Genomic DNA, 25,566 nt, shown 5'->3' on the forward strand with positions numbered 1-25,566 from the left:
TGCCGGGACGGGCCCGTTGCGACGGCGCTGCCGTACCGACGAACGAACCTGGAGACGAGGGGGATTGTGACCATTCCGCCGCTGAGTGACGCCCAGCGCGAGCAGGCCAGGCACGCCGCCACCGAAGCACGGCGCCGCCGGGCCGAGGTGAAACGCGCCCTGCGGGCCGGCGAGCAGACCCTGGCCGAGGTGTTGAGCCTGGCCGAGAGCGATGACGTGATCGCACAGATCAAGGTGGTCGACATCGTGAAGTGCGTGCCGCGGGTGGGAGACGTCCGCGCCGCGCAAGTCATGGATCGACTGGAGATCGCGCCGAACCGCCGGTTACGCGGGCTCGGCCGACATCAGGCGACCGGATTGCTGGCCGAGTTCGAGGCTCGGACCAGCCGTTCCAGCCGCAACGGATCGTGACCGGGTCAACTGCGGGACCCGGGAACGACGACCGGCGGCCGCGTCTCACCGTGTTGTCCGGGCCGACCGCGGTCGGCAAGGGCACCGTGGTGGGCCGGCTGCGCGAGACCCGGCCGGAGGTGTTCGTGTCGGTGTCGGCGACGACCCGCCCGGCCCGGCCGGGTGAGGTCGACGGCGTGCACTACCTGTTCGTCGACGATGCCGAGTTCGACCGGCTGATCGCCGACGGCGAGTTGCTGGAGTGGGCCGTCGTGCACAACTCCTACCGGTACGGCACGCCGCGGGAGCCGGTCCGGGCCGCGCTCGCGGCGGGCCGGCCGGCCATCCTGGAGATCGACCTGCAGGGCGCCCGCCAGGTGAAACTGGCCTGCGACCCGGGCCGGGGCGCCGGCGGCATCGAGCCCACCGACGTGCAGTACGTGTTCCTGATGCCGCCGTCCTGGGACGAGATGGTGCGCCGCCTGGTCGGCCGCGGCACCGAGTCCGCCGAGGAACGGGAGCGGCGGCTGACCACGGCGCGCGAGGAGATGCTGGCCGTCGACGAGTTCGACCACATCGTCGTCAACACCGAAATCGACCAGGCCGTGGCCGAGTTGGTAGTGTTGTTGGGTCTGTCCGCGCAGGTGGACCGATAACTCCCGTCCGAAGACCTTCCGAAGGACCACCTTGTCCAACACCGCCACGCCCGAAGGCATCACCAACCCGCCGATCGACGAGCTCCTCGAGCACACCGATTCCAAGTACAAGCTGGTGCTCTACGCCGCCAAGCGGGCCCGCCAGATCAACGCCTACTACTCGCAGCTCGGCGAGGGCCTGCTGGACAACGTCGGCCCGCTGGTGGAGACCTCGGTCCAGGAGAAGCCGCTGTCGATCGCGCTGCGCGAGGTCAACGCCGGCGTACTGACCTGCACCGACATCGACGGCGAGGGCGACGCGCCGGTCGAGGTGACCGACGAGCCGTTCGGCGACGGCCCCGCCTCCGCCTGATCCGACGACACCCAGAGGTGCCGAGATGAGCCGGATCGTTCTGGGTGTGGCCGGCGGCATCGCCGCGTACAAGGCGTGCGAATTGCTGCGCCGGCTCAAGGCCGACGGGCACGAGGTGACGGTCGTGCCCACCGAGTCGGCGCTGCGGTTCGTCGGTGAGGCCACCTGGGCCGCCCTCTCGGGGCAGCCGGTCAGCACCGAGGTCTGGCAGGACGCGCACCGGGTGCCGCACGTGGCGCTCGGCCAGCAGGCCGACCTGGTGCTGGTCGCACCGGCCACCGCCGACCTGCTGGCCCGCGCCGCGACCGGCCGGGCCGACGACCTGCTCACCAACATCCTGCTCACCGCCCGCTGCCCGGTCGTGTTCGCGCCCGCGATGCACACCGAGATGTGGCTGCACCCGGCGACCCAGCACAATGTCGCCACGCTGCGCGACCGCGGCGCCGTGGTGGTCGACCCGGACAGCGGCCGGCTGACCGGCGCCGACTCCGGGCCCGGCCGGCTGCCCGATCCGGAGGAGCTGGCCTCGATCGCGTTCGGCATCCTGGCCGATCCCGACCTCGCCGTACGAGCTGCCCGGCGGGACCTGGCCGGCCTGCGGGTCGCGGTCAGCGCCGGCGGCACCCGGGAACACCTCGACCCGGTCCGCTTCCTCGGCAACGCCTCGTCCGGCCGGATGGGCTGGTCGCTGGCCCGGGCCGCGGTGCTGCGCGGCGCCGAGGTCCGGCTGGTCGCCGCCAACGTCGAACTGCCGCCGCCGCCCGGCATCGAGCTCGACCGGATCGGCTCCACCGGTGACCTGGCCCAGGCGATGACCCGGGCCGCGAAGGACGCCGACATCGTCGTGATGGCCGCCGCACCGGCCGACTTCCGGCCCGCCGAGGCCAGCCAGACCAAGATCAAGAAGTCGGGCGACGACGGTCTGAGGCTCGAGCTGCAGCAGACCACCGACGTGCTGGCCGGGCTGGTCCGGGACCGGACCGATCCGGGCCAGGTGATCATCGGGTTCGCCGCCGAGACGCCGACCGAGACCGCAACGCTCGCCGAGCTCGGCGCCGCGAAGCTGGCTCGCAAGGGTTGCGACGCGCTGGTGATCAACGACGTCAGCGGCGGCAAGGTGTTCGGCAGTTCGACGAGCGAGATCTCGGTGTTCACCTCGACCCAGTACGGTGGCGGCCGGCATGGTCCTTGGTCCGGGACCAAGGACACGTTGGCGCACCGAGTTCTGGACATCGCGGTGGAGTTGCGCGCACGGCGATAGGGTGCGGGGCGAACCCACCGATACGAGACACACGCTAGGGGAGATGACATGGCTGGACGGCTCTTCACATCGGAGTCGGTGACCGAAGGGCATCCGGACAAGATCGCCGACCAGATCAGCGACTCGGTGCTGGACGCGATGCTCGCCGAGGACCCGAACAGCCGGGTCGCGGTGGAGACCCTGGTGACCACCGGACTGGTCGTGGTGGCCGGCGAGGTCACCACAGAGGCGTACGTCGAGATCCCGAAGATCGTCCGGGACCGGGTGATCAACATCGGCTATGACTCCTCGGCCAAGGGCTTCGACGGTGCTTCCTGCGGCGTCCAGGTCGCGATCGGGCAGCAGTCCCCGGACATCGCGCAGGGCGTGGACACGGCGTTCGAGAAGCGGACCGGCAGCTCCGCCGACGAGCTCGACCTGCAGGGCGCCGGCGACCAGGGCCTGATGTTCGGCTACGCCTGCGACGAGACCCCGAGCCTGATGCCGCTGCCGATCGACCTGGCCCACCGGCTGGCCGAGCGGCTGTCCGCCGTCCGCAAGGAGGGCACGATGCCGTACCTGCGGCCGGACGGGAAGACCCAGGTCACCATCGAGTACGACGGCGACCGCCCGGCCCGGCTGGAGACGGTCGTCGTGTCCAGCCAGCACGCGGCCGACATCGACCTGGACCGGCTGCTCACGCCGGACGTCCGCAAGCATGTCGTCGAGGCCGTCCTGGACGACTACGCGATCGACTCGACCGACTTCCGGCTGCTGGTCAACCCGACCGGGCGGTTCGAGATCGGCGGCCCGATGGGCGACGCCGGCCTGACCGGCCGCAAGATCATCGTCGACACCTACGGCGGCATGGCCCGCCACGGCGGCGGCGCGTTCTCCGGCAAGGACCCGTCGAAGGTGGACCGGTCCGCCGCGTACGCGATGCGCTGGGTGGCCAAGAATGTCGTGGCCGCGGGCCTGGCGAAGCGGTGCGAGGTGCAGATCGCGTACGCCATCGGCAAGGCGCAGCCGGTCGGCTTCTATGTGGAGACCTTCGGCACCGAGGCGGTCCCGGTGGAGCAGATCCAGCAGGCCGTGCTGGCCACCTTCGACCTCCGCCCGGCCGCGATCATCCGTGACCTGGACCTGAAGAACCCGGTCTACGCCCAGGTCGCCGCGTACGGCCACTTCGGTCGCGATCTGCCCGGCGTCACCTGGGAGCGGACCGACCGCGCCGAGGCGCTGGCCCAGGCCGTCAAGGGCTGACCCCGTCCTTCCGTTCCCTGAGCCCGTCGAAGGGCGAGCCCGAGCCGGCCCTTCGACAGGCTCAGGGAACGTTTTGGGTTTCCGGGCTCAGCAACGCCGTGTTCGGGCGGTGACGACTGTCAGTCCGGTCCGCCTATCATCCGGGTGTGCCCGACACCCAGCAACCGGCCCTCGATGTGGCCGCGCCCGCCCCGGCGAAGCCGGCGCGAGGCGACGCGAAGGGTGACCAGCCGCCGCAGGCCGCCGTCCGGCCGGTCGCGCGGGTGGCGGTCGACGTCTCACTGAGCCACCTGGACCGGCCGTTCGACTACCGGGTGCTGCCGGGACAGGACGAGGACGCGGTTCCGGGGGCCAGGGTCCGGGTCCGGTTCGCCGGGAAGCTGCGGGACGGGTTCATCCTGGAGCGGCTGGACGACTCCGAGCACGACGGCACGCTGGCGCCGCTGCACAAGATCATCTCGGCGGAGCCGGTGCTGACGCCCGAGGTGGCCCGGCTGATCCGGCGGGTGGCCGACCACTACGCCGGCTGCTTCGCCGACGTGCTGCGGCTCGCCGTACCGCCACGGCATGCGGCGACCGAGGCCGAGCCGCGCCGATCGTCGAGCCCCGAGACCCTCGAGAGCTCGCCCGACGACGCCTCGATCTGGACCGCCTTCCCGGACGGGCCTGGTCTGCTGGCGGCGCTCGGCGACGGCCGCAACCCGCGCGCGGTCTGGCGGCCGACGCCGAGTACCGATCCGAGCGGCGACTGGGCGACCGGCTTCGCGACGGCGGCCCGGGCCACCGTGGCCGGCGGCCGGGGCGTGATCATGATCGTGCCGGACCTGCACGACCTGGCCCGGCTGGCGAAGTCCTGCGACGAGGTGCTCGGCAAGAAGGGATACGTCCAGCTGACCGCGGAGCTCGGGCCCTCGGCTCGCTACCGCTCCTTCCTGGCCGCGCTGCGCGGCGACGTCCCGGTGGTGATCGGCACCCGGGCCGCCGCGTTCGCCCCGGTCCACAACCTCGGCCTGGTGGCGGTCTGGGACGACGGCGACGACCTGCTGTCCGAGCAGCGCGCCCCGTACCCGCACACCCGGGATGTGCTCGCCCTCCGGGCGGTGACCGAGCCGTGCGCCGTCCTGGTCGCCTCGTACGGGCGCAGCGTCGAGGTCCAGTCCTGGCTGGAGTCCGGCTGGGCGCACGAGGTGGCGCTGGAACGTACCGCCCTGCGCCGGCTGGCGCCCCGGGTCAAGGTGACCGCCGACAGCGACTCCCGGCTGGAACGTGACCCGCTGGCCCGGGCGCTGCGGCTGCCGCGCGAGGCGTTCGAGGTGATCCGGACCGGGCTCACCCAGGGGCCGGTGCTGGTCCAGGTGCCGCGGGCCGGCTACCTGCTGGCGCTGATCTGCCAGACCTGCCGGGAGCCGGTGCGGTGCCAGTTCTGCGGCGGGCCGACCCGGCAGGGGCCGGGCGACCAGCCGGCGTCCTGCACCTGGTGCGGCCGGCTGCAGGCCGACTGGGCCTGCCCGATCTGCGGCGGCCGTCGGCTGCGGGCCCCGGTCGTCGGAGCCGAACGTACCGCCGAGGAGCTGGGCCGGGCGTTCAGCCAGACCCCGGTCCGGCGGTCGGCCGGCGGTTCCGTGCTGACCGAGGTCGGCCCGGAGTCGGCGATCGTCGTGACCACTCCGGGCGCCGAACCGTTCGCCGCCGACGGGTACGCGGCGGCGCTGCTGCTGGACACCTCGATCCTGTTGCTCCGGCCAGACCTGCGTGCGGCGGAGGAGGCGCTGCGGCGCTGGTTCAACGCGACCGCGCTGGTCCGGCCCGGTGGCGACGGCGGCACCGTGCTGGCCGTGGGGGAGAGTTCCGGTCGCGCGCTGCAGGCGCTGGTCCGGCTGGACGCGGCCGGGTTCGCCGCCCGCGAACTGGCCGAACGCGGCGAGGCGCACTTCCCGCCCGCGGTGAAGTTGATCACCGCCGAAGGCCGCCGGGAGGCGCTGGACGAGTTCGTCGCGCTGGCCCAGTTGCCGGACGGCACCGAGCTGCTCGGCCCAGTCGAACTGCCCGAGCAGTCCCGGCTGTCCGAGGCCGACGATCAGGTCTGGCGGCTCACCCTGCGCGGCCCGCGGGCCTTCGGGGACCGGCTGGCCAGGGCCGCCAAGGAGGTCACCGCGATCCGCAGCGCCCGCAAGAGCGAGGGCGGCCTCCGGCTCCGGGTCGATCCCCAGGTCATCGACTGACCGGGCGGTCCGGCAGCAGATCGGTGAAGTCGGCCGGTGTCGAGGCCATCAGCCCGGCCGCGCCGTGCTCCAGGGCGATCTCGCCCTGGTCCCGGCTGGCGACGATGTGGCCGATCACCGGGCGGCCGAGCGCGGTGATGGCCTGCCAGGCCCGTGCCGGCGCGTCCCACTCCAGCCCGAGCAGGTCGAACCGCTCGGCGTCTTGGATCCGCTGGTCCAGGGTGGCCGAGTAGTGGATGCCCCAGGACGGGTAGCCGCGCTCGGCAGCCCGCCGCCGGGACTCCTGGGCCGGGGCGAACACCTTCCAGACGACCCGCTCGGTCAGTCCCGGCACGTCGTCGAGGAGGTCGAGCAGTCGGCGCTCCCGGCGGAGCACCTCCGGGTCTTCCTCACCGGCGCCGCCGGAGGTCTCCTTGTGGTCCAGGAACAGGATCTGGGACGGCGGCGCGAGGGACAGCAGGTCGGTGAGCAGCAGCAACGGGGCCGGCTCCTGGTCCGGGTCCGAGGTGTGGTCGGCGCGGGTCCGCAGCCGGCTCAGTTCGGACCACGGCGTGGTCGGGATGTCCCGGTCGACTCCCGTCACGCGCAGCGTCGAGCGGTCGTGCGAACAGACCCACTCGCCGGTGGCCGCCGGGTACACGCTCACCTCCAGCGCGCGGACGCCGAGCGCGACCGAGCCGTGGACTCCGCGTTCGGAGAACTCGGGCCAGTGCCCGCCGCCGCACCGGTGTGCCACCACGTACGGCCTCGACGCGAGAAACTCTTCGATCACCTGGACCCCAATCCCACGGCACTGGACAACCGGGGGAGTATCCCGAGCCCGAATCCCGACCGTCAACCCGCCGGTCAGCGGACCGGGGCGCCGGGGCCGAGCGGGATCCCGAGCGCCCACCAGAGGAAGAACAGGGCGGTCCAGGCCAGCGTCATGGCGACCGCGAGCGGCAGCGTGTAGGAGGCCAGGGTGCCGATGCCGGCGTTCTTCCGGTACTGCTGCAGGAAACCCAGGGCCATCACGAAGTACGGGCTCATCGGCGTGATCGCGGTCGAGCCGGAATCGGCGATCCGGAACAGCGCCTGGGTCGTCTCGGCCGGTACGGCGAGCAGCATCAGCATCGGTACCAGGACCGGTGCCGCGATCGACCACATGGCCGACCCGCTGGTGATCATGACGTTCACCACGCCGAGCAAGATCAACACCATCAGGAAGATCACCGGCACCGGGATGTTGTTCTGGTCCAGCAGCCGGGCGGACTCGACGGCGATCAGGTCGCCGATCCGGGTCCACTCGAAGTAGGCCAGGAACTGGGCGATGGCGAAGAACAGCACCAGCACCGGCGCCATCTGGCGCACGCCGCGGGCCATCAGCTTCGGTACGTCGGCGGGTCCGGTGATCGAGCCGGAACGAGCTCCGTACACGATGCCGCAGAGGGCGAACAGCAGCCCGACGACGGCCGCGATCCCGTCCAGGAACGGCGACTCGGCGAGCGAACCGCCCTCGCCGCGGAGCGGCGAGGAGGCCGGCAGCACCAGTGCGACCAAGATCAACAGGGCCAGGCCGAGCGCGATCAGGGCGAGCCGCTGCGCCGACCGCTCCCGCGCCGAGAGCTCCAGAGTGCCGAGATCGGTCAGGTCGGCGTCGGGATCCGGATCCAGGTCGGGCCGCTTGGCCAGGACCAGCTTCGTCACCACGGTGATCACGATCGCCAGCAGGATCGAGGAGGCGATGTTGAAGAACCAATTGCTCAGCGGCGAGACGTACGCGTCGGCGTCGATGATCTTGGCCGCGGCCGTGGTGATGCCGGCGAAGATCGCGTCGTTCGGTGTCGGGATCGGGCTGGCGTCGTAGCCGGACGCGATCGCCGTGTACGCGACGACGATGCCGAGGATCGGTGACCGGCCGACGGCGCGGAAGGCGAGCCCGCCCAGCGGGACCAGGATGATGTACGCGGCCGCGGAGGCGACGTGCGCGGCGGTGCCGGCGAACGCAACCGTGAAGACCACCCAGGAGGCGGGCACCCGAGACACGCCGGTCTTCATCGCCGCGGCCAGGAAACCGCTGTGCTCGGCGATCGCGACGCCCATGATCACGACGATGATCGTCGCCATCGGCGGGAACTCCGCGAAGTTGTCGATCACCCCGGACAGTGCCATCGCGAGCCCGTCCCCGCTGAACAGGTTGCGCACCGACACCGGTTCACCGTCGCCGGGGGAGATCACGGTGACGCCGGCCGTGGACAGCGCCGCACTGGCCACGCCGAGGATGATCACCAGGATCCAGAACAGCCAGAACGGGTGCGGCAGGGCGTTGCCGACGCGTTCGATCACCGCCATCGCGCGGACGATCCGGGGCAACTGGTCCGGCCGCTCGTCACGCGGCGCCTGCACCTCGGTGCTCATCGTTCGCCTCCTGCCACGGCGGCGGGTTCGGTGTGCCGGCGGAAGAACTGCCAGGCCAGGTCCTGGGCGGCGACGGTCCGGGTCAGGTAGCCGCCGCCGGAGTAGGCCCGGGCGTCGGGCCAGACGTGCCCGCCACCGGTGACGGCGACCTGCTCGACGTCGGCGGCGCAGCGGCCCCAGCGGCTGATCGTGACGTCGGTGCCGACGGTCCGCGTCGTCGGCCCGGTCCGGCACGCGTTGCGGTCCGCCGAGGCTTCGACCAGGGCGGGGATGGCCGGCAGGCCGCGGTCCGCGTCGCCGTCGTACGGGATCGTCGCGTCGCCGGTGCCGTGGATGATCATGATCGGCATCGGGCCGGCGTCGTCGCAGCCTTCGGTCGCGGCCGGGTAGAACGCGCCGGCCACGATCGCGACCGCGGCGAACCGGTCCGGCAGCCGGCAGGCGAGCAGCCCGGTCAGGCCGCCGCCGTTGGACTTGCCGGTGGCATAGCTGCGGTCCGGGTCGACGCACCAGTCGGCCTGCAGCCGGTCCAGCAGGACCGACGTGAACGCGACGTCGTCGATCCCCGGCGGCGCGTACGGGGCGCCCTGCCAGGCCCGCCGGTAGCCGTCGCCGGTGCCCAGCTCACCGTTCGGGTACGCGACGACGGCCGGCACCGTGGACAGTCCGGAGTAGCCCTCCAGCTCCGTCCCGGTGCCGCCGCGGCCGTGGAACGCGACGATCAGCGGCCAGTCGTCGCGGCCGGAGTAGCCGTCCGGCAGGTGCAGGATGTAGCTCCGCTCCCGGCCCTGGTCGGTCAGTTCGTACTTGTCGCTGGTGCCGTCCTGCTGGTCGGTCGGCTTCGCGCAGCGCGCCGCCGGTGCGGCGGGGCGCGGATCGGCCGCGGCGGACGGTGCGAGGAGCAGGGCGGCGGCGACCGCCGCGAGCGCGATCGGGCGCCAGGGCGATCGGAGTGGTCGGCTGCGCGTCATTGGTCAGGCCTTTCCGGTTCTCAGGGTGTGCTCGACCCGCCGAGTGGCGGACTCGGCCGAGCGGTGGATGCGGGAGCTAGCCTTCCGGCCACTCCTTCACGAAGGCGACGAGCCGGGCGGTCGCCCGGTCGATGATCGTGCGGCCGTCGTCGGCGGTGGCCCGACGCGGATCGCCCAGCACGCCGTCGGGGCTGAGCCGGTCGTACCCGACGGCGAGCGCGGGGTAGCGGCTGCGGGAGAGCCGGGGCAGTGGCTCGAGTTGATCAAGGGCGGTGGTGCCGGGCCGCAGCCGCTCCGGGCGGACCTGGTCGGGCGCGAGGTGCAGCATCTGCGCGGTCTCGGCCTCGCCGCTGTGGCCGTGGACCTCGCTGGTGTCCATCGCGGCCACCACGTCGCCGGCCAGGGCCGTCACCGGTGCCCAGGCGAACCCCAGGTCCGGCCGGTCCCGCAGCAGGTCCTGGGCCAGCACGTCGAGCGCGGCGTTGTTGCCGCCGTGCCCGGTGATCACCAGGAACCGCCGCCAGCCGTGCCTGGCCAGGCTGTCCAGGTAGTCCCGCAGCACCGCGACGAACGTGGCCGGCCGGAGGCTGACCGTACCGGCGAAGGCGAGGTGATGCGGCGAGACGCCGACCGGCACCGACGGGCCGATCACCGCGGCACCGCCGAGCTCGGCGGCCACCAGGTCGGCCAGCCGCTCGGCCCGGACCAGATCCGTGGCCAGCGGCAGCCCCGGCCCGTGCTGCTCGAACGCCCCGACCGGCAGCAGCACCACGGCACCCTGGGCGGCCGAGGCTGCTGCCTCGTCGGTGGTCAGCTCCGCCAGCCGGTACGTCATCGGCCCGGTTCCTCATTCGTGAGCGAGGTACGGATCGCGGTCAGGTGCTCCCGGGTCAGCCGGGCCGCGGCGTCGGGATCGCGGTCCCGGACCGCCTCCAGGATCCGTACGTGCTCGGCGTGGTCCCGCTCCCGGTCGTCGTAGCGGTGTCGGATCTCGATCTGCTCCCGCTCCCGTACCTGAAGGAGGGCCTCGACGGTCTCCCGCACGAGTGGGATGCCGGTGGCGGCGGCGAGCGCGACATGGAAGTGCAGCGCGGGCCGTTCATCGCCGCGCTGCGGGACGAGCGCGTTGCTGGCCGCGGTGCGCAGAGCGTCCAGGGCATCCTCGGTCCGGGACCGGGCGGCCGCGGCGGCCAGCTCCGGTTCGATCAGGATCCTGGTGTCGACCAGCTCCAGCACCGCGGCCAGCCCGGCCCGGTCGGCGTGCGGATTGGCCAGCAGCCGTCGGGTCAGCCCGTGGCCGACGTAGGTGCCCGACCCGTGCCGGAACTCGACCACGTCGGTCGCCTCGAGCCGCCGCAGCGCCTCCCGGATCGTCGGCGTGGTGACCTCGAAGTGCTTGGCCAGCTCTCGCGACGACCGGAACAGGTCACCGGGCCGCAGGCCGTCCTCGCGGATCAGGGCGACGATGCCGTCGGCGATCTGCTCGGACAGGGAGAGGGTGGATGCCTTCACGGCAACTGACTAAATCACTTAGACAGTTGGCTGTCAATGGGCCCGGTGGTCGACGTCTACACTCTGCGCTTGTGCGTCTCGTCTTCGCCGGAACCCCGGAAGTGGCCCTGCCCGCCCTGAACGCCCTGGTCGAGTCCGATCACGAGGTGGTGGCGGTGATCACCCGGCCGGACGCTCCGAGCGGTCGCGGCCGGACGCTGCACCCGAGCCCGGTCGCCGCTCGGGCCGCGGAACTGGGGATCGAGACGCTGAAGCCGGCCAAGGCCGGTGCGCCGGAGGTCGTCGCGCGGCTGACCGAGCTGGCGCCGGACTGCTGCCCGGTCGTCGCGTACGGGGCACTGCTGCCGCAGCGGTTGCTGGACATCCCGGCGCACGGCTGGGTCAACCTGCACTTCTCGCTGTTGCCCGCTTGGCGGGGCGCCGCGCCGGTGCAGCACGCGGTGCTGGCCGGTGACTCGGTCACCGGGGCCTGCACGTTCCGGATCGTCAAGGAACTCGACGCCGGGCCGGTGTTCGACGCGATCACCGAGGAGATCCGTCCGGACGACACATCCGGTGACCTGCTCACCCGGCTGGCCGTGCGCGGCTCGGGGCTGCTGGTCCGCACCATGGACGCCCTGGCGGCGGGCACCGCCACCGCGACCCCGCAGCCGGACGCCGACGTGAGCTACGCGTCGAAGCTGACGGTGGAGGACGGCTTGATCGACTGGACCCGCCCGGCCGTCGAACTCGATCGGCAGGTGCGCGGCTGCCAGCCGGCGCCGGGTGCCTGGACCACGTTCCGCGGCGACCGGTTCAAGATCAACTCCGCGACCCCGGTGGACGAGGACGGACTGGCTCCGGGTGAGTTGCGGGTGACCAAGAAGGCGGTCGTCGTCGGCACCGGCGGCGGCGCGCTCGACCTCGGTCAGGTGCAGGCCCAGGGCAAGAAGCCGATGCGGGCCGCCGACTGGGCCCGCGGGGTCACGTTCGCCGCCGACGACAAGCTCGGCTGATCATGGCCGGCGGCCGTACCGGCAAATCGCCCCGGGATCCCGCGCGGCGGGCCGCGTTCGACGCACTGCTGGCCGTGGAGACCAAGGGCGCGTACGCGAACCTGATCATGAACCGGCTGTTCGCCGAACGCGCGCTGGACCAGCGCGACGCGGCGTTCGCCACCGAACTGGTCGCGGGCGCCAGCCGGCTCGCCGGGACGTATGACTTGATCATCGCCTCCGCGTCCGGTCGCGATCTTGATCGGCTGGACCGGCCGGTGCTGGTGCTGCTCCGGCTGGGCGCGCACCAGCTGCTGTCGATGCGGGTGCCCCGACACGCCGCCGTCGGCACCACGGTCGAGCTCGCCCGGGAGGTGGCCGGGCCCAAGATCACCGGCCTGGTCAATGCGATCCTGCGCAAGGTCGCGGTCGAGGGCTACACCGGCTGGACGGACTGGCTCAGCCGGGACCTGCCGGCGCGGGAGGCGCTGGCGATCCGTACCGCGCACCCGCCCTGGATCGTCGACGCGTATGCCGAGGTTCTGGACGAGGACGAACTGGAGCCGGCCCTGCTGGCGAACAACGAGCCGGCGGCGGTGACCCTCGCGGTCCGGCCCGGGCTGGCGGACGTCGCGGAACTGATCGAGGCCGGCGCCGGACCGGGTCGCTGGTCGCCGTACGCCGCGACCTGGCACGGCTCGCCGTCCGACCTCGCCGTGGTACGGCAGGGGAGGGCCGGCGTCCAGGACGAGGGCTCCCAACTCGTGGCGGCGGCACTGGCCGGGCGGACAGGCTCAGGGAACGCGATCGGTGCCGCGCCCCATGGTGGATCGCCGCGAACGCGCACTGAGCCTGTCGAAGTGCCCGGCCCTTCGACAGGCTCAGGGATCGAGGTCGGCCTGGTGCCCTGGCTCGACCTCTGCGCCGGTCCCGGCGGCAAGGCGGCGCTGCTGGCCGGCCTGGCGAAGGCGGCCGGCACCAGGGTGGTCGCGGCCGAGGTGAGCCGGCATCGGGCCGACCTGGTCCGTGCGGCGGTCCGCGGGTACGACTCGGTCGAGGTGATCGTCGCCGACGGCACCCGGGCGGCCTGGGCCGCGGGTCGCTTCGACCGCGTGCTCGCCGACGTGCCGTGCACCGGCCTCGGCTCGCTGCGCCGTCGGCCGGAGTCCCGCTGGCGCCGGGACCCGGCGACGCTGGACGAACTGGTGCCGCTGCAGCGCGCCCTGCTCGGGTCCGCCCTGGACGCGGCCCGGCCGGGCGGGCTGGTCGGCTACGTGACCTGTTCGCCGCACCGCCGTGAGACCGTCGAGGTGGTCGAGGCCGTGCTCGCGGAGCGGCCCGGAGTGACGGTCGTCGACGCGGCGAGCGTGCTCGAGGAGGCCGGGCTGCCGGTGCCGCCGGACTCCGCCGTCGGCCCGTACCTCCAACTGTGGCCGCACCGGCACGGGACCGACGCGATGTTCGCGGCCTATCTGCGGGTCGGCTGACCGAAATCCAGCGGACTTCGCCGGAAAGGCGGCGAAACCGGGTCGGGGGCGAAGCGTCCGCTGGATTTCGGTCAGTAGAGTGCCGCCCGTGGGGATCAAGATCATGCCGAGCCTGCTGTCGGCCGACTTCGCCAACCTGCAGTCCGAGATCGCGGCGGTGGGCAGCGCGGACGGCATCCATGTCGACGTGATGGACTACCGGTTCGTCCCGAACCTGACCCTCGGCCTGCCGGTGGTCGAGTCGCTGCGCAAGGCGACCGACAAGCTGCTCGACATCCACCTCATGATCGAGGAACCGGACCGCTGGGCGCCGTCGTACGCGGAGGCCGGTGCGGAGTCGGTCACGTTCCACGTCGAGGCCTCGTCGGCCCCGGTCCGGCTGGCCCGCGAACTGCGGGCCCGCGGCGCCCGGGCCGGGATGGCGCTCCGGCCGGCGACTCCGATCGAACCGTACGCGGACCTGCTCGGCGAACTGGACATGATCTTGATCATGACCGTCGAGCCCGGCTTCGGCGGCCAGAAGTTCCTCGACGTGATGCTGCCGAAGCTGCGCCGGACCCGGGAACTGCTCGATGCCACCGGCGCCGACATCTGGCTCGAGGTCGACGGCGGCATCTCGGCGGACACGATCGCCCGCTGTGCCGAGGCCGGCGCCGACACGTTCGTCGCGGGTTCCGCCGTCTTCGGCGCCGACGACCCGGACGCCATGGTCACCACCCTGCGGAACACCGCCTCCGCTCGTTGATCATCCGGCCCTGCCGGTTTTCACGTCCCGTGAAAAACCGGCGCTTTACCACAGATACTTCTCGCGGGAAGCGGGGGTTTTTCACGTAACGTGAAAAACCGGCAGCGTCCTGTGACGGCTGTGATTCCGGGGACGCCCGCGGGTCAGGACTCGCGGCGGCGCAGGTAGCGCTCGAACTCGGCAGCGATGGCCTCGCCGGACGCCTCCGGGAGTTCGGTCTCGTCGCGCTGCTGCTCCAGGGTCTGGACGTATTCGGCGATCTCGTCGTCGGACTCGGCGAGCTGGTCGACGCCGCGTTCCCAGGCCCGGGACAGCTCGGGCAGATCGCCATGATCCAGCGGTACGTCCAGGGTCGACTCGAGCTTCGACAGCAGCGCCAGCGTCGCCTTGGGGCACGGGGTCCGGGACACGTAGTGCGGCACCGCGGCCCACAGCGTGACCACCTCGGTGCCGGCCCTGGTCAGCGCGTCGCCGAGCACGCCGACGATGCCGGTCGGCCCTTCGTACGTCGACATCTCCAGGCCCAGCCGCTCCGCCGTCTCGGGATCGTTCGCGGTCTGCGAGACCGGGATCGGCCGGGTGTGCGGGGTGTCGGCGAGCAGCGCGCCGAGCAGAAAGACCCGGCGCACCCCAGCCGACTCCAGCGCCGAGGTGATCAAGGTGCAGAACTGCCGCCAGCGCATGTTCGGCTCGTAGCCGTCGATCAGCACCACGTCGCGGCCGTCGGACAGCCGGCCCGCCTTGACCTGGGTGACCGGCCACGTCAGCCGGCGCACGCCGTCGTCGTCGAGCCGCACCTCCGGGCGGTTCACCTGGAAGTCGTAGAAGTCGTCGCCGTCGATCTCGTACCCGAGCTTGGCGTCGGTGATCTCGGCGAGCCGCTGTACGGTGTCCGAGGCGGCGTTGCCCGCGTCGTTCCAGCCCTGGAACGCGATCACCGCGAGGGGCTCGTTCAGCCCGCGCAGGTCGACGGTCTCGGCGGGTGATTCGGGGGAGGGATCCGGCACAGGGACAACCCTACGTCTCTCGACTGGTGGCCGGGTCCCCCGACTGTTCATCGGTCGTCGCTATCCTCGGTCGGTGAGTTCGTACAGCGCAGCCCATCAGGATCTTCGAACCGCGCTCGCCGAGCGGGTGGTCATCGCCGACGGCGCGATGGGCACCATGCTGCAGGCGTACGACTTGTCGCTGGACGACTTCGACCAGCTGGAGGGCTGCAACGAGGTCCTCAACGTCACCCGGCCGGACGTGGTCGAGGCCATCCACGCCGCCTACTACGAGGCCGGCGTCGACGCGGTCGAGACCAACACGTTCGGGGCCAACCTCTCCGCCCTCGGTGAGTACGACATCCCAGAGCGGATCGAGGAACTGGCCGAGGCCGGCGCCCGGATCGCCCGCCGCGCCGCCGACCGGTACGCCACCGCCGAGCGGCCGCGCTACGTCCTGGGCAGCGTCGGCCCCGGCACCAAGCTGCCCACCCTGGGTCACGTCACGTACGCCAAGCTGCGCGATGCGTACCAGCGGCAGATCGAGGCCATGCTGGCCGGCGGCATCGACGGCGTCCTGATCGAGACCTCGCAGGACCTGCTGCAGACGAAGGCCGCCACGGTGGCCGCCAAGCGGGCCCGCGAGGTGGCCGGCCGGGACGTGCCGATCATCGTCAACGTCACCGTCGAGACCACCGGCACCATGTTGCTCGGCACGGAGATCGGGGCCGCCCTGACCTCGCTGGAGCCGCTCGGGATCGACCTGATCGGGCTCAACTGCGCCACCGGCCCGGCCGAGATGAGCGAGCACCTGCGGCACCTGTCCCGGCACGCCCGGATCGGCGTGGCCTGCATGCCCAACGCGGGACTGCCGGAGCTGACCGCCGACGGCGCCCGCTACCCGCTGACGCCGGTCGAGTTGGCCGACGCGCTGGAGCAGTTCGCCGGCGAGTTCGGGTTGGGCCTGGTCGGCGGGTGCTGCGGTACGACGCCGGAACACCTGCGGCATGTGGTGGACCGGCTGCAGTCCAGGCCGGTCCAGGAGCGGACCCCGCAGCCGGTCGCCGCCTCCGCCTCGCTCTATGCCGAGGTGCCGTTCCGGCAGGACACCAGCTACCTGTCGATCGGCGAGCGGACCAACGCCAACGGGTCGAAGGCCTTCCGCGAGGCTCTGCTGGCGGAACGCTGGGACGACTGCATCGAGATCGCTCGGGCCCAGATCCGCGACGGCGCGCACCTGCTCGACCTCAACGTCGACTACGTCGGCCGGGACGGCGCCGCCGACATGCGCGAGCTCGCGTTCCGGGTGGCCACTGCCTCGACGCTGCCGATCGTCATCGACTCCACCGAGCCGGCGGTGCTGCAGGCCGGGCTGGAGTGCCTGGCCGGCCGTGCGGTGATCAACTCGGTGAACTACGAGGACGGCGACGGTCCGGACTCGCGGTTCACCAAGATCATGAAGCTGGTGGTCGAGCACGGCTCCGCGGTGATGGCGCTGACCATCGACGAGGAGGGCCAGGCGCGGACCCGGGAGTGGAAGGTCCGGGTGGCTCAGCGGCTGATCGAGGATCTGACCGGCAACTGGGGCCTGAAGACCTCCGACATCGTGATCGACTGCCTGACCTTCCCGATCGCCACCGGCCAGGAGGAGACCCGGCGGGACGGGATCGAGACGATCGAGGCGATCCGGGAGGTGAAGCGGCTCTACCCGGAGGTGCAGACCACTCTCGGCCTGTCCAACATCTCCTTCGGGCTCAGCCCGGCCGCCCGGGTGGTGCTCAACTCGGTGTTCCTGCACGAGTGCGTCGAGGCCGGCCTGGACTCGGCGATCGTGCACGCGGCCAAGATCATGCCGATGGCCCGGATCCCCGACGAGCAACGGGAAGTCGCTCTTGATCTTGTCTACGACCGGCGTCGGGAGGACTACGACCCGCTGCAGCGCTACCTGGAGATCTTCTCCGGCGTGAAGATGGCCGACACCAAGGCCGAGCGGGCGGCCGAGCTGGCCAAGCTGCCGGTGACGGAGCGGTTGAAGCGCCGGATCATCGACGGCGAGGGTAAGGGCCTGGCCGAAGATCTTGATCTTGCCCTGGCCGAGAAGCCGGGCCTGGCGATCATCAACGACGACCTGCTGGCCGGCATGAAGGTGGTCGGCGAACTGTTCGGCTCCGGCGAGATGCAGCTGCCGTTCGTGCTGCAGTCGGCCGAGGTGATGAAGACCGCGGTGGCCCACCTGGAGCCGCACCTGGAGAAGACCGACTCGGCCGGCAAGGGCACCATCGTGCTGGCCACGGTCAAGGGCGACGTGCACGACATCGGCAAGAACCTGGTCGACATCATCCTCACCAACAACGGCTACACCGTGGTGAACCTCGGCATCAAGCAGCCGATCACGACGATCATCGAGGCGGCCGAGCAGCACAAGGCCGACGCGATCGGGATGTCCGGGCTGCTGGTGAAGTCGACCGTGATCATGAAGGAGAACCTCGAGGAGCTGAACAGCCGTGGCATGGCCAAGGACTTCCCGGTGCTGCTGGGCGGTGCGGCGCTGACCCGGTCCTACGTCGAGGAGGACCTGCGCGCGGTGTTCGACGGCGAGGTCCGCTACGCCCGGGACGCGTTCGAGGGTCTCCGGCTGATGGACGCCGTGATGGCCGTGAAGCGGGGCGACGAGGGCGCCGCGCTGCCGGCACCGCGGGAACGCCGGGTCAAGGCGAAGGGCAGCTCCGCGGTCGCGGTGGAGGAGCGGGTCGAGCTGCCCGCCCGCTCCGACGTGGCCCGCGACGTCGACGTACCCACGCCGCCGTTCTGGGGCGAGCGCATCGTCAAGGGGATCGCGCTGGCCGACGTGGCCGGCTACCTGGACGAGCGGGCGACGTTCATGGGGCAGTGGGGCCTGAAGGGCTCCCGCGACGGCGAGTCGTACGAGGAGCTGGTGGAGCGCGAGGGCCGGCCGCGGCTGCGGATGTGGCTGGACCGGATCCAGACCGAGTCGATCGCCGAGTTCGCGGTCACCTACGGCTATTGGCCCTGCTACAGCGACGGCGACGAGCTGATCGTGCTGCGGCCGGGCAGCGAGCTCACCGACCCGGGCGCCGAGCTGCACCGGTTCGCCTTCCCGCGACAGCGCCGCGGCCGCTTCCTCTGCCTGGCCGACTTCTTCCGGGACCGCGAGCTGGCCACCGAGAAGGGCCCCGACGTGATCGCGTTCCACCTGGTCACGATGGGTTCGGCGGTGTCGCGGGCGACCGCGGAGCTGTTCGAGAAGAACGCCTACCGGGACTACCTGGAGCTGCACGGCCTGAGCGTCCAGCTGACCGAGGCCCTGGCCGAGCTGTGGCACGCCCGGATCCGTACCGATCTCGGCCTGGCCGGCGACGACGGCGCGATGGACGACATGATCCGCGACCAGGCCTACCGCGGCTCCCGCTACTCCTTCGGCTACCCGGCCTGCCCGGACCTGGAGGACCGGGCCAAGCTGGTCGACCTGCTGAAGCCGGAACGGATCGGCGTCGAACTGTCCGAGGAACTGCAGCTGCACCCCGAACAGTCCACCGACGCCCTGATCGTCCACCACCCCGAAGCCAAGTACTTCAACGCCCGCTGACCGGTCACCAAAGCAGGCGCTCTGGCGGCGTGTCGCTGCGGAAGTGACCGGTGGATGGTCGCCGGCTGGGTGCGGCGGTGGTCGGGTTGGCTGTCCGTGGTGATCGGCCCCGGTCGGGTGGATCGAATTGGCGGGCGCTGACCGAGCCGGGCTCCGCTGACGGAGCCGGGTCGCACCGATCTGACCGGCGGGCCGTGCGGGTGACCGGGCCGGTTGATCGAGCTGCCCTGGCTGAGCGCCCAAGGTGCGCCGAGTGGACGCCTTGACCCGATCTCGGCGCCGATCTGCCGGTCAAGGTGCCCATTCGATGGTCCCGTGGCCGGGCCGGCTTGCGCCGCGGCGCGGACGTCGCGGGCCGGCGTGCGGAATGCGACTTCGCCGGGCGCCTGGTCGCCGGCAGACGTACGGCGGCCGCGGCCCTGGCCGCCGTACGTCTGCGGTCCCGGTCGCCCTGGCCGCTCCGTGATCCGTACCTCGGCCGGCCCGGTCGTCCCGCCGGCGTTGTCGGTCGCCCGTCCGGCTGGCCGGCGCGGGCGGCCGGACTGTTCGGCCCTCGCGATCACCGAGGTGGTGACCAGGGCGGGCAGGCCGAGGACGAGGCGCTGCCGCGGGACATCGAGCGGCTGGTGGCGCTGCTCCGGTCCACCGCCCACGGCCGGGCGACCTGGAACTCGCCGGTCATCTGCGGAAGCGGCCGGGTGCTCCCGGGCCGGACGATCTCATCGACGAGTTGATCACCCTCGTCCGGAGGGGCTGACCGGCCTAGGATCGATACCGTGACCGACTCTGCTCGACCGACGGCCGCGGACGGGCCCCGGGTGGAACTGCGTGGTGCCGAGGCGACCATGCTCGCCACCCTGTACGGGCGCGCGCTCGACGCGCGTTCCGCCGATCCGATCCTCGGCGACATGCTGTCGGCGGAGACCCTGGACAAGATCAACTTCGATCCGACACAGACCGGCCTGCGGCCCGGTGATCACTACTCGGTCGCGATGCGGGCGGAGTTCCTGGACGGCTGGACCCGGGAGTTCCTGGCCCGGCACCGGACCGCCACCGTGCTGCACCTCGGCTGCGGCCTGGACACCCGGGTCTGGCGGGTCAACCCCGGCCCCGGCGTCGCCTGGTACGACATCGATCTGCCGGACGTGATCGCGCTGCGGCAGACCCTGTTCGGCGACCGACCGGGCAGCACCATGATCGCCTCGTCGGTGACCGACCCGGCCTGGCTGGCCGAGGTGCCGCGGGACCGGCCCACCCTGGTGGTCGCCGAGGGCCTGGTCTACTACCTGACCGAGACCGACGGCCGGGCCCTGCTGCGCCGGCTGGTCGACTCCCTCCCGTCCGGCCAGTTGATCTTCGACGGGTTCAGCCGGCTCGGCATCCGGCTGCAGCGGCTCAACGGCGCCGTCCACAAGGCGGCGGCCACCCTGCACTGGGGGATCGACTGGCCGACCGAGCTGGAGACGATCCACTGGAAGCTGCGGTGCACGGATGCCGTCGGCGTGTTCGACGCCAGCGACTTCTCCGTGCTGTCGGCGCGCTATCAGGTGCTCGCCGCGCTGGGCAAGAACCTGCCGGCGATGGCCAACATGGCCCGCTACTACCGGCTCGAGTTCTAGGGGCGACCGCGCTTCCGGGATCGCCGTTCCAGGTTGATCACGATCAGGATCGCGATGATCGAGATGATCAGTCCGGCTTCGTTCATGAGGGGTTCCCTTCCTGAGACTCGTGCCGGAGCAGGCCCGACAGACCGTCCCGGCCGTGGCCCGCGTCGATGAGCCGCCGAGCCCGGGCCGCCGCCTGGCCGATCCCGCCGTCGGCCAGCCGGTTTCCGGTACGGAGCTCGGCGAGCTGGTCCAGGACCCGCAGGTGTTCGGTCAGGTCGGCCGGGCCGCGCGGATAGTCCCTGGACTCGACCTCTCCGGCCGTGGCGGTCGCGGAGCCGACCACGTGGCCGGGCTGGATCGCGGCGGTCCCGGCGAACTCGGCCAGGTCGATGCCGTACTGGTCGGCTGTGTGCAGCGCTCTGAGCAGGCCGAGCTGGGCGTCGTACCAGACCCCGAAGAGGGCCAGGTCCCAGACAGCCGCCGCGCCCGGCGCTGGGCCGACGTAGCGCGGCGTACTCAGTCGCTCCAGGGTGGTCCGATGCCGGACGAACGCCGGCTCCGGCCCTGCATAGAGGATCGTCGCGTGTTCGGTGCCGAGGTCCTCCGGGCCGGTCTGCAGCCCAGCGGCGAGATGGTCGGCGCCGAGGGCCTTCACCCGGTCGGCCGCTCGACGCGCGTCCTCCGGCGATCCCGTGGTGAGCGTGATCACGGTCCGGCCCGGCAGGCCGCCGGTGGCCTGGTCGAGCACCGCGGCCACCGCCCGGTGGTCGGTCAGGGTCAGCAGACTGAGCGGCGTGGCGGCGAGCGCCGCACCGGCGGAGTCCGCGACCTCGGCGCCCGCCGCTGCGAGTTCCTCGGTGCGACGGCGGGTCCGGTTCCACACCACCACGGGTTGCCCGGCGCCGAGCAGGATGCGGGCCACCGCGCTGCCGATGGCACCAGTGCCGAGGACAGAAACCGGGCTGGGATCGGTGAAGTACGCCATCGCCCCAGGGGTTCAACTTCAAGGAAGCTTCAGGTCAACCCCGACGGGCGGAAAACCGTGCTGGACAACGAAAAACCCCTCCTCGGCAGGTCGTGCGCCGAGGAGGGGCTTCGTCCAGGTCAGCCGCGCAGGGCGTCGACCGTCTCGTTCAGCACCGGCGACGGCCGCATCACGGCCGACGTCTTGGCGGCGTCCGGCCGGTAGTAGCCGCCGATGTCGGCGGGCGTTCCCTGCACCGCCAGCAGTTCCGCGGCGATCGCCGACTCCTGCTCGGTGAGCCGCTCGGCGACCGGGCCGAAGGTGGCGGCCAGCTCGGCGTCCGCGGTCTGCGCGGCGAGCTGCTGCGCCCAGTAGAGAGCCAGGTAGAAGTGGCTGCCGCGGTTGTCGATCGATCCGAGCTTGCGGGCCGGCGACTTGTTCTCGTTGAGCAGTGTCTCCGTCGCTCGGTCCAGCGCGTCGGCGAGCACCTGGGCCCGCGCGTTGTCGGTGGACTCGGCCAGGTGACGCAGGCTCTCGGCCAGCGCCAGGAACTCGCCCAGGCTGTCCCAGCGCAGGTAGTTCTCGCTGATCAACTGCTGGACGTGCTTCGGCGCCGAGCCGCCGGCGCCGGTCTCGAACAGTCCGCCGCCGTTCATCAGCGGCACCACCGACAGCATCTTGGCGCTGGTGCCCAGTTCCAAGATCGGGAACAGGTCGGTCAGGTAGTCCCGGAGCACGTTGCCGGTCACCGAGATCGTGTCCTCGCCCTTGCGGATCCGGTCGATCGACACCTTGATCGCGTCCACCGGTGCCAGGATCTGCAGGTCCAGACCGTCGGTGTCATGATCACCGAGGTACGCCTTCACCTTCGCGATCAGATTCCGATCATGGGCCCGCGACTCGTCCAGCCAGAAGATCGCCGGCGAGCCGGAGGCCCGGGCCCGGGTCACCGCGAGCTTGACCCAGTCCTGGATCGGCGCGTCCTTGGTCTGGCAGGCCCGCCAGATGTCGCCGGCCTCGACGTCGTGGCTGATCAAGGTCTCGCCGGCGGAGTTGATCACGGCCACCGTGCCCGGGGCCGCGATCTCGAAGGTCTTGTCGTGGCTTCCGTACTCCTCGGCCTTCTGCGCCATCAGGCCGACGTTCGGCACCGAGCCCATGGTGGCCGGGTCGAACGCCCCATTGGCGCGGCAGTCGTCGAGCACCACCTGGTAGATCCCCGCGTACGAGCTGTCCGGCAGCACCGCCAGGGTGTCGGCCTCGTTCCCGTCCGGCCCCCACATGTGCCCGGAGGTGCGGATCATGGCGGGCATCGACGCGTCGACGATCACGTCGCTCGGCACGTGCAGGTTGGTGATGCCCTTGTCGGAGTTGACCATCGCCAGCGCCGGCCCGTCGGCCAGGCCCTGCTCGATCGCGGTCTTGATCTCGGCGCCGTTCGGCAGCTCGGCGAGCCCGGCCAGGATCGAGCCCAGGCCGTCGTTGGGGCTCAGGCCGGCCTCGGCCAGCTCGCTGCCGTACGCCTCGAACACCTTCGGCAGGAAGGCCCGCACCGCGTGCCCGAAGATGATCGGGTCGGACACCTTCATCATGGTGGCCTTGAGATGCAGCGAGAACAGCACGCCCTCGGCCTTGGCCCGGGCGACCTGTTCGGTCAGGAACGCGTCCAGCGCGGCGGCGCTCATGAAGGTGGCGTCGACCACCTCGCCGGCCAGCACCTTCAGGCCGTCCTTCAAGATCGTTTCGGTGCCGTCGGCCGCCGTGTGCTTGATCGTCAGCACGTCGTCGGCGGGCAGCACGACGGACTGCTCGTTGCTGCGGAAGTCACCGGCCTCGAGGTGGGCCACGTTGGTCTTGGAGTCGGCGGTCCAGGCACCCATCGAGTGCGGGTGCGACCGCGCGTAGTTCTTCACCGACGCGGGCGCCCGGCGGTCCGAGTTGCCCTCCCGGAGCACCGGGTTGACCGCCGAGCCCTTCACCTTGTCGTAGCGGGCCCGGACCTCGGCGTCCTCGTCGGACTCGATCTCGTCGGGGTAGTCGGGCAGCGCGAAGCCCTGGGCCTGCAGCTCGGCGACGGCCGCCTTCAGCTGCGGTACGGAGGCCGAGATGTTGGGCAGCTTGATGATGTTGGCCTCGGGCGTGGTGGCCAGCTCGCCGAGCTCGGCCAGCGAGTCCGGCACCTGCTGGTCGGCCGGCAGCCGGTCGGCGAACGCGGCCAGGATGCGCGCCGCGACCGAGATGTCCCGGGTCTCCACCTGGACCCCGGCGCCCTTCGTGAAGGCCTCGATGATCGGCAGGAACGAGTACGTCGCGAGCAGCGGCGCCTCGTCGGTCAGGGTGTAGATGATCTTGGACAAGACGGTCTCTCCTTTAGCTGCCATGTTGTCTTGACATCAAGATATCCCATGCGTGCCCGCCCTGCGACACCACCCCGACCCCGCCCGGAAGGCCCCGGGCGGGTTCGGGGAGCCAAGACCGCACGATCGTCGCACACAACGACGATCGGCTCCATCGCGCTGAGGGCTAGGCCGACCTGACGTTGACCTCCGTGATGCCGGGCACCCCGTCGAGCACCACGAACGTCGCCTCGGTCCGGACCTGGGACTCGGGCTTGGTCACGGTGTCCACCAGCTGCAGCTTCGTGGTCAGCTGCTTCCGGTCGGCCTCCATGATCAGATAGCCGCGCTGGTTGTCGATGTAGCGCCAGTGCGGGCTGTCGGCCATGATCGGGTCGTAAGTCCGGTGGAAGGCGGCCGGGTCGGCGTCGCCGCCGGAGGTGATCGAGGTGCCGGTGAACTCGGCACCGACCACCTCGGCACCCTCCTGGTCGAAGTCGGTCTTCAGATCGCAGGCCCAGGTGCAGTGCCGGTCGCCGGTCATGATCACCGGATTCCGTACCTGCCGGAACTCGTTCAGCAGCCGGCGCCGCTGCCAGCGGTAGCCGTCCAGATTGTCGAAATCGAAGGACTCCGCGGGCCCGGCGGTGCGGTCGTTCTGCGCCCACATGACCTGGTTGGCGAGCACGTTCCAGCGGGCCGGGGAGGAAGTGAGCCGGTCCATCAGCCACTTCTCCTGCTTCTCGCCGGTGATCGTCCGGCCCGGCGCTTCCGCCTCGGCCAATGTCGTGACCTGGTCCGACCGGTACTGCCGCGTGTCCAGCACCGGTACGTCGAGCAGTCGGCCGAACCGGAAGGCCCGGTAGAGCTGCATGTCCGGGCCGTGCGGGCGCGAGGTCCGGCGGAATGGCATGTGCTCCCAGTACGCCTGCAGCGCCGCGATCCGGCGGGCCCGGAACGCCTCCGGTGTCTGGTTCTGCGGGTCCTGTGGCACGTCGTCGGCCCAGTTGTTGTCGATCTCATGATCATCGGGCGTGCAGATGAACGGGTGCGCGGCGTGCGCCGACTGCAGGTCGCCGTCGGTCCGGTACTGCGCGTGCCGGTTGCGGTAGTCGGTCAGCGAGTACGGCTCGTCGGTGCCCTGGTGCACCCGCAGCGCGTTCGGATTCGGCTTGCCCTCGTAGATGTAGTCGCCCAGGAACGCGACGAAGTCGAGATCCTCGGCGGCCAGGTGCCGGTGCGCGTTGTAGTAACCGGCCTCCCAGTTCTGGCAGGAGGTGACGGCCCAGCGCAGCTTCGCCGGGTCGGACTTCGCGGCCGGCGCGGTCCGGGTGCGTCCGGCGGGGCTGAAGTGGTCGCCCTGCCGGAACCGGTACCAGTAGGTGTGGCCGGGCTGCAGCCCGCGCACGTCGACGTGCACGCTGTGCCCCTGGTCGGGATCGGCCGGTGCCACGCCGGAACGGACGACGCGACGGAACCTCTCGTCGGTGGCGACCTGCCACTCGACGCGGTAGGTCCGGTCCGGCATGCCGCCGCCCTCCAGCGGCTTCGGCGCCAGCCGGGTCCAGATCACCACGGCGTCGGGCAGCGGGTCACCGCTGGCCACGCCGAGCGTGAACGGGTCGTCCAGTCGCGGCGGCGGGGCGGCGGCCGCGGAGTCGTACCTGATCGGCAATGTGGAGCCGACCGCGGCGGTGCCGGCGGCCAGGCTGAGGAAGGAGCGGCGGGGGAGGCTCATGATCAACAGCGTCGGAAGCCACCGTGACCACCGGCTCCGGCGCCGCGTGACCAACCGGCGAACCTTGCCCGACCGCTGCCGCAGCTTGGTCACCCAGTGGCGCCACGAGTTCGGTCAGG

At 71.6% G+C, this 25,566-nt stretch carries 21 protein-coding genes; 12 read left to right on the forward strand and 9 right to left on the reverse strand.

Features of this window, described 5'->3' with window-relative positions; genetic code table 11:
- The first annotated feature begins 66 nt into the window (after window positions 1-66).
- The 6 genes from mihF to AC6CCG_RS17945 all read left to right on the forward strand — a co-directional run bounded on the left by mihF (window position 67) and on the right by AC6CCG_RS17945 (window position 6,123).
- Complete coding sequence (mihF, locus tag AC6CCG_RS17920) at window positions 67-411, forward strand: integration host factor, actinobacterial type (RefSeq protein ID WP_312878793.1); 345 nt, start codon at window positions 67-69, stop codon at window positions 409-411.
- Complete coding sequence (gene gmk / locus AC6CCG_RS17925) at window positions 408-1,046, forward strand: guanylate kinase (protein WP_496655956.1); 639 nt, start codon at window positions 408-410, stop codon at window positions 1,044-1,046. Before mihF ends, gmk begins: the two co-directional genes overlap by 4 nt.
- Window positions 1,047-1,077: 31 nt before the next feature.
- The gene (gene rpoZ / locus AC6CCG_RS17930; RefSeq protein WP_179747841.1) at window positions 1,078-1,398 is read left to right on the forward strand and encodes a DNA-directed RNA polymerase subunit omega; all 321 of its coding nucleotides are present in this window, start codon (window positions 1,078-1,080) and stop codon (window positions 1,396-1,398) included.
- 25 nt (window positions 1,399-1,423) lie between these two features.
- Window positions 1,424-2,659, forward strand: a complete 1,236-nt coding sequence (coaBC, locus tag AC6CCG_RS17935; protein WP_496655957.1) for a bifunctional phosphopantothenoylcysteine decarboxylase/phosphopantothenate--cysteine ligase CoaBC — start codon at window positions 1,424-1,426, stop codon at window positions 2,657-2,659.
- Window positions 2,660-2,707: 48 nt separating this feature from the next.
- Window positions 2,708-3,901 (forward strand): methionine adenosyltransferase, encoded by a 1,194-nt coding sequence (gene metK, locus AC6CCG_RS17940; protein ID WP_496655958.1) that lies wholly within the window; start codon window positions 2,708-2,710, stop codon window positions 3,899-3,901.
- A gap of 146 nt (window positions 3,902-4,047) precedes the next feature.
- A complete protein-coding gene (locus AC6CCG_RS17945; protein WP_496655959.1) occupies window positions 4,048-6,123 on the forward strand; it encodes a primosomal protein N' in 2,076 nt (691 codons plus the stop codon).
- Here the strand turns inward: AC6CCG_RS17945 and AC6CCG_RS17950 are convergent.
- The 5 genes from AC6CCG_RS17950 to AC6CCG_RS17970 all read right to left on the reverse strand — a co-directional run bounded on the left by AC6CCG_RS17950 (window position 6,113) and on the right by AC6CCG_RS17970 (window position 11,003).
- Window positions 6,113-6,895: a glycerophosphodiester phosphodiesterase gene (locus AC6CCG_RS17950; RefSeq protein ID WP_496655960.1), complete on the reverse strand. Its 783-nt coding sequence runs from the start codon at window positions 6,893-6,895 to the stop codon at window positions 6,113-6,115. The two genes, AC6CCG_RS17945 and AC6CCG_RS17950, sit on opposite strands and share 11 nt — an antisense overlap.
- Before the next feature lie 74 nt (window positions 6,896-6,969).
- A complete protein-coding gene (locus AC6CCG_RS17955; protein ID WP_496655961.1) occupies window positions 6,970-8,520 on the reverse strand; it encodes an AbgT family transporter in 1,551 nt (516 codons plus the stop codon).
- Entirely contained in the window at window positions 8,517-9,491 is a 975-nt protein-coding gene (locus tag AC6CCG_RS17960; protein ID WP_496655962.1) for a CE1 family esterase, read from the reverse strand. The genes AC6CCG_RS17955 and AC6CCG_RS17960 overlap by 4 nt, the downstream gene beginning before the upstream one ends.
- Window positions 9,492-9,567: 76 nt before the next feature.
- Window positions 9,568-10,326: a creatininase family protein gene (locus AC6CCG_RS17965; RefSeq protein WP_496655963.1), complete on the reverse strand. Its 759-nt coding sequence runs from the start codon at window positions 10,324-10,326 to the stop codon at window positions 9,568-9,570.
- On the reverse strand, window positions 10,323-11,003 hold the full coding sequence (locus AC6CCG_RS17970; protein ID WP_496655964.1) for a FadR/GntR family transcriptional regulator: 681 nt from the start codon (window positions 11,001-11,003) through the stop codon (window positions 10,323-10,325). The genes AC6CCG_RS17965 and AC6CCG_RS17970 overlap by 4 nt, the downstream gene beginning before the upstream one ends.
- A 71-nt stretch (window positions 11,004-11,074) precedes the next feature.
- Between AC6CCG_RS17970 and fmt the strand changes: the two genes are divergently transcribed.
- The 3 genes from fmt (at window position 11,075) to rpe (ending at window position 14,209) form a co-directional block, all read left to right on the forward strand.
- A complete protein-coding gene (gene fmt / locus AC6CCG_RS17975; protein WP_496655965.1) occupies window positions 11,075-11,998 on the forward strand; it encodes a methionyl-tRNA formyltransferase in 924 nt (307 codons plus the stop codon).
- A 2-nt stretch (window positions 11,999-12,000) separates the two neighbouring features.
- On the forward strand, window positions 12,001-13,464 hold the full coding sequence (locus AC6CCG_RS17980; protein ID WP_496655966.1) for an RsmB/NOP family class I SAM-dependent RNA methyltransferase: 1,464 nt from the start codon (window positions 12,001-12,003) through the stop codon (window positions 13,462-13,464).
- A gap of 103 nt (window positions 13,465-13,567) precedes the next feature.
- A complete protein-coding gene (gene rpe, locus AC6CCG_RS17985; protein ID WP_496656289.1) occupies window positions 13,568-14,209 on the forward strand; it encodes a ribulose-phosphate 3-epimerase in 642 nt (213 codons plus the stop codon).
- Between the two features lie 143 nt (window positions 14,210-14,352).
- Here the strand turns inward: rpe and AC6CCG_RS17990 are convergent, their stop codons facing one another.
- Complete coding sequence (locus AC6CCG_RS17990; protein WP_496655967.1) at window positions 14,353-15,216, reverse strand: PAC2 family protein; 864 nt, start codon at window positions 15,214-15,216, stop codon at window positions 14,353-14,355.
- 73 nt (window positions 15,217-15,289) lie between these two features.
- Here AC6CCG_RS17990 and metH point away from each other — a divergent pair, with 73 nt between their 5' ends.
- The 3 genes from metH (at window position 15,290) to AC6CCG_RS18005 (ending at window position 20,421) form a co-directional block, all read left to right on the forward strand.
- Window positions 15,290-18,802 carry a methionine synthase gene (metH, locus tag AC6CCG_RS17995; protein WP_496655969.1) on the forward strand — a complete coding sequence of 1,171 codons (3,513 nt, stop codon included), beginning with the start codon at window positions 15,290-15,292 and terminating at the stop codon, window positions 18,800-18,802.
- A 296-nt stretch (window positions 18,803-19,098) separates the two neighbouring features.
- Window positions 19,099-19,536: a hypothetical protein gene (locus tag AC6CCG_RS18000; protein WP_496655970.1), complete on the forward strand. Its 438-nt coding sequence runs from the start codon at window positions 19,099-19,101 to the stop codon at window positions 19,534-19,536.
- Window positions 19,537-19,578: 42 nt separating this feature from the next.
- Window positions 19,579-20,421, forward strand: coding sequence for a class I SAM-dependent methyltransferase (locus AC6CCG_RS18005; protein ID WP_496655971.1), 843 nt, complete (start codon window positions 19,579-19,581; stop codon window positions 20,419-20,421).
- Between the two features lie 82 nt (window positions 20,422-20,503).
- Here the strand turns inward: AC6CCG_RS18005 and AC6CCG_RS18010 are convergent, their stop codons facing one another.
- The 3 genes from AC6CCG_RS18010 to AC6CCG_RS18020 form a co-directional block, all read right to left on the reverse strand.
- Window positions 20,504-21,394 (reverse strand): NAD(P)-dependent oxidoreductase, encoded by an 891-nt coding sequence (locus tag AC6CCG_RS18010; RefSeq protein WP_496655972.1) that lies wholly within the window; start codon window positions 21,392-21,394, stop codon window positions 20,504-20,506.
- Window positions 21,395-21,513: 119 nt separating this feature from the next.
- Window positions 21,514-23,730, reverse strand: a complete 2,217-nt coding sequence (locus AC6CCG_RS18015) for an NADP-dependent isocitrate dehydrogenase (protein ID WP_496655973.1) — start codon at window positions 23,728-23,730, stop codon at window positions 21,514-21,516.
- A 166-nt stretch (window positions 23,731-23,896) separates the two neighbouring features.
- Window positions 23,897-25,447 (reverse strand): alkaline phosphatase D family protein, encoded by a 1,551-nt coding sequence (locus AC6CCG_RS18020; protein ID WP_496655974.1) that lies wholly within the window; start codon window positions 25,445-25,447, stop codon window positions 23,897-23,899.
- Between the last annotated feature and the right edge of the window lie 119 nt (window positions 25,448-25,566).

The organism is Microlunatus sp. YIM B11417 (assembly GCF_059617205.1).

Bases quoted from the DNA above. Each gene is read 5' to 3' on its own strand.
- coaBC (WP_496655957.1), top strand. From the start codon at position 1,424: ATGAGCCGGATCGTTCTGGGTGTGGCCGGCGGCATCGCCGCGTACAAG.
- metK (WP_496655958.1), top strand. From the start codon at position 2,708: ATGGCTGGACGGCTCTTCACATCGGAGTCGGTGACCGAAGGGCATCCG.
- AC6CCG_RS17955 (WP_496655961.1), bottom strand. From the start codon at position 8,520: ATGAGCACCGAGGTGCAGGCGCCGCGTGACGAGCGGCCGGACCAGTTG.
- AC6CCG_RS17960 (WP_496655962.1), bottom strand. From the start codon at position 9,491: ATGACGCGCAGCCGACCACTCCGATCGCCCTGGCGCCCGATCGCGCTC.
- AC6CCG_RS17965 (WP_496655963.1), bottom strand. From the start codon at position 10,326: ATGACGTACCGGCTGGCGGAGCTGACCACCGACGAGGCAGCAGCCTCG.
- AC6CCG_RS17980 (WP_496655966.1), top strand. From the start codon at position 12,001: ATGGCCGGCGGCCGTACCGGCAAATCGCCCCGGGATCCCGCGCGGCGG.
- rpe (WP_496656289.1), top strand. From the start codon at position 13,568: ATGCCGAGCCTGCTGTCGGCCGACTTCGCCAACCTGCAGTCCGAGATC.
- AC6CCG_RS18010 (WP_496655972.1), bottom strand. From the start codon at position 21,394: ATGGCGTACTTCACCGATCCCAGCCCGGTTTCTGTCCTCGGCACTGGT.
- AC6CCG_RS18020 (WP_496655974.1), bottom strand. From the start codon at position 25,447: ATGAGCCTCCCCCGCCGCTCCTTCCTCAGCCTGGCCGCCGGCACCGCC.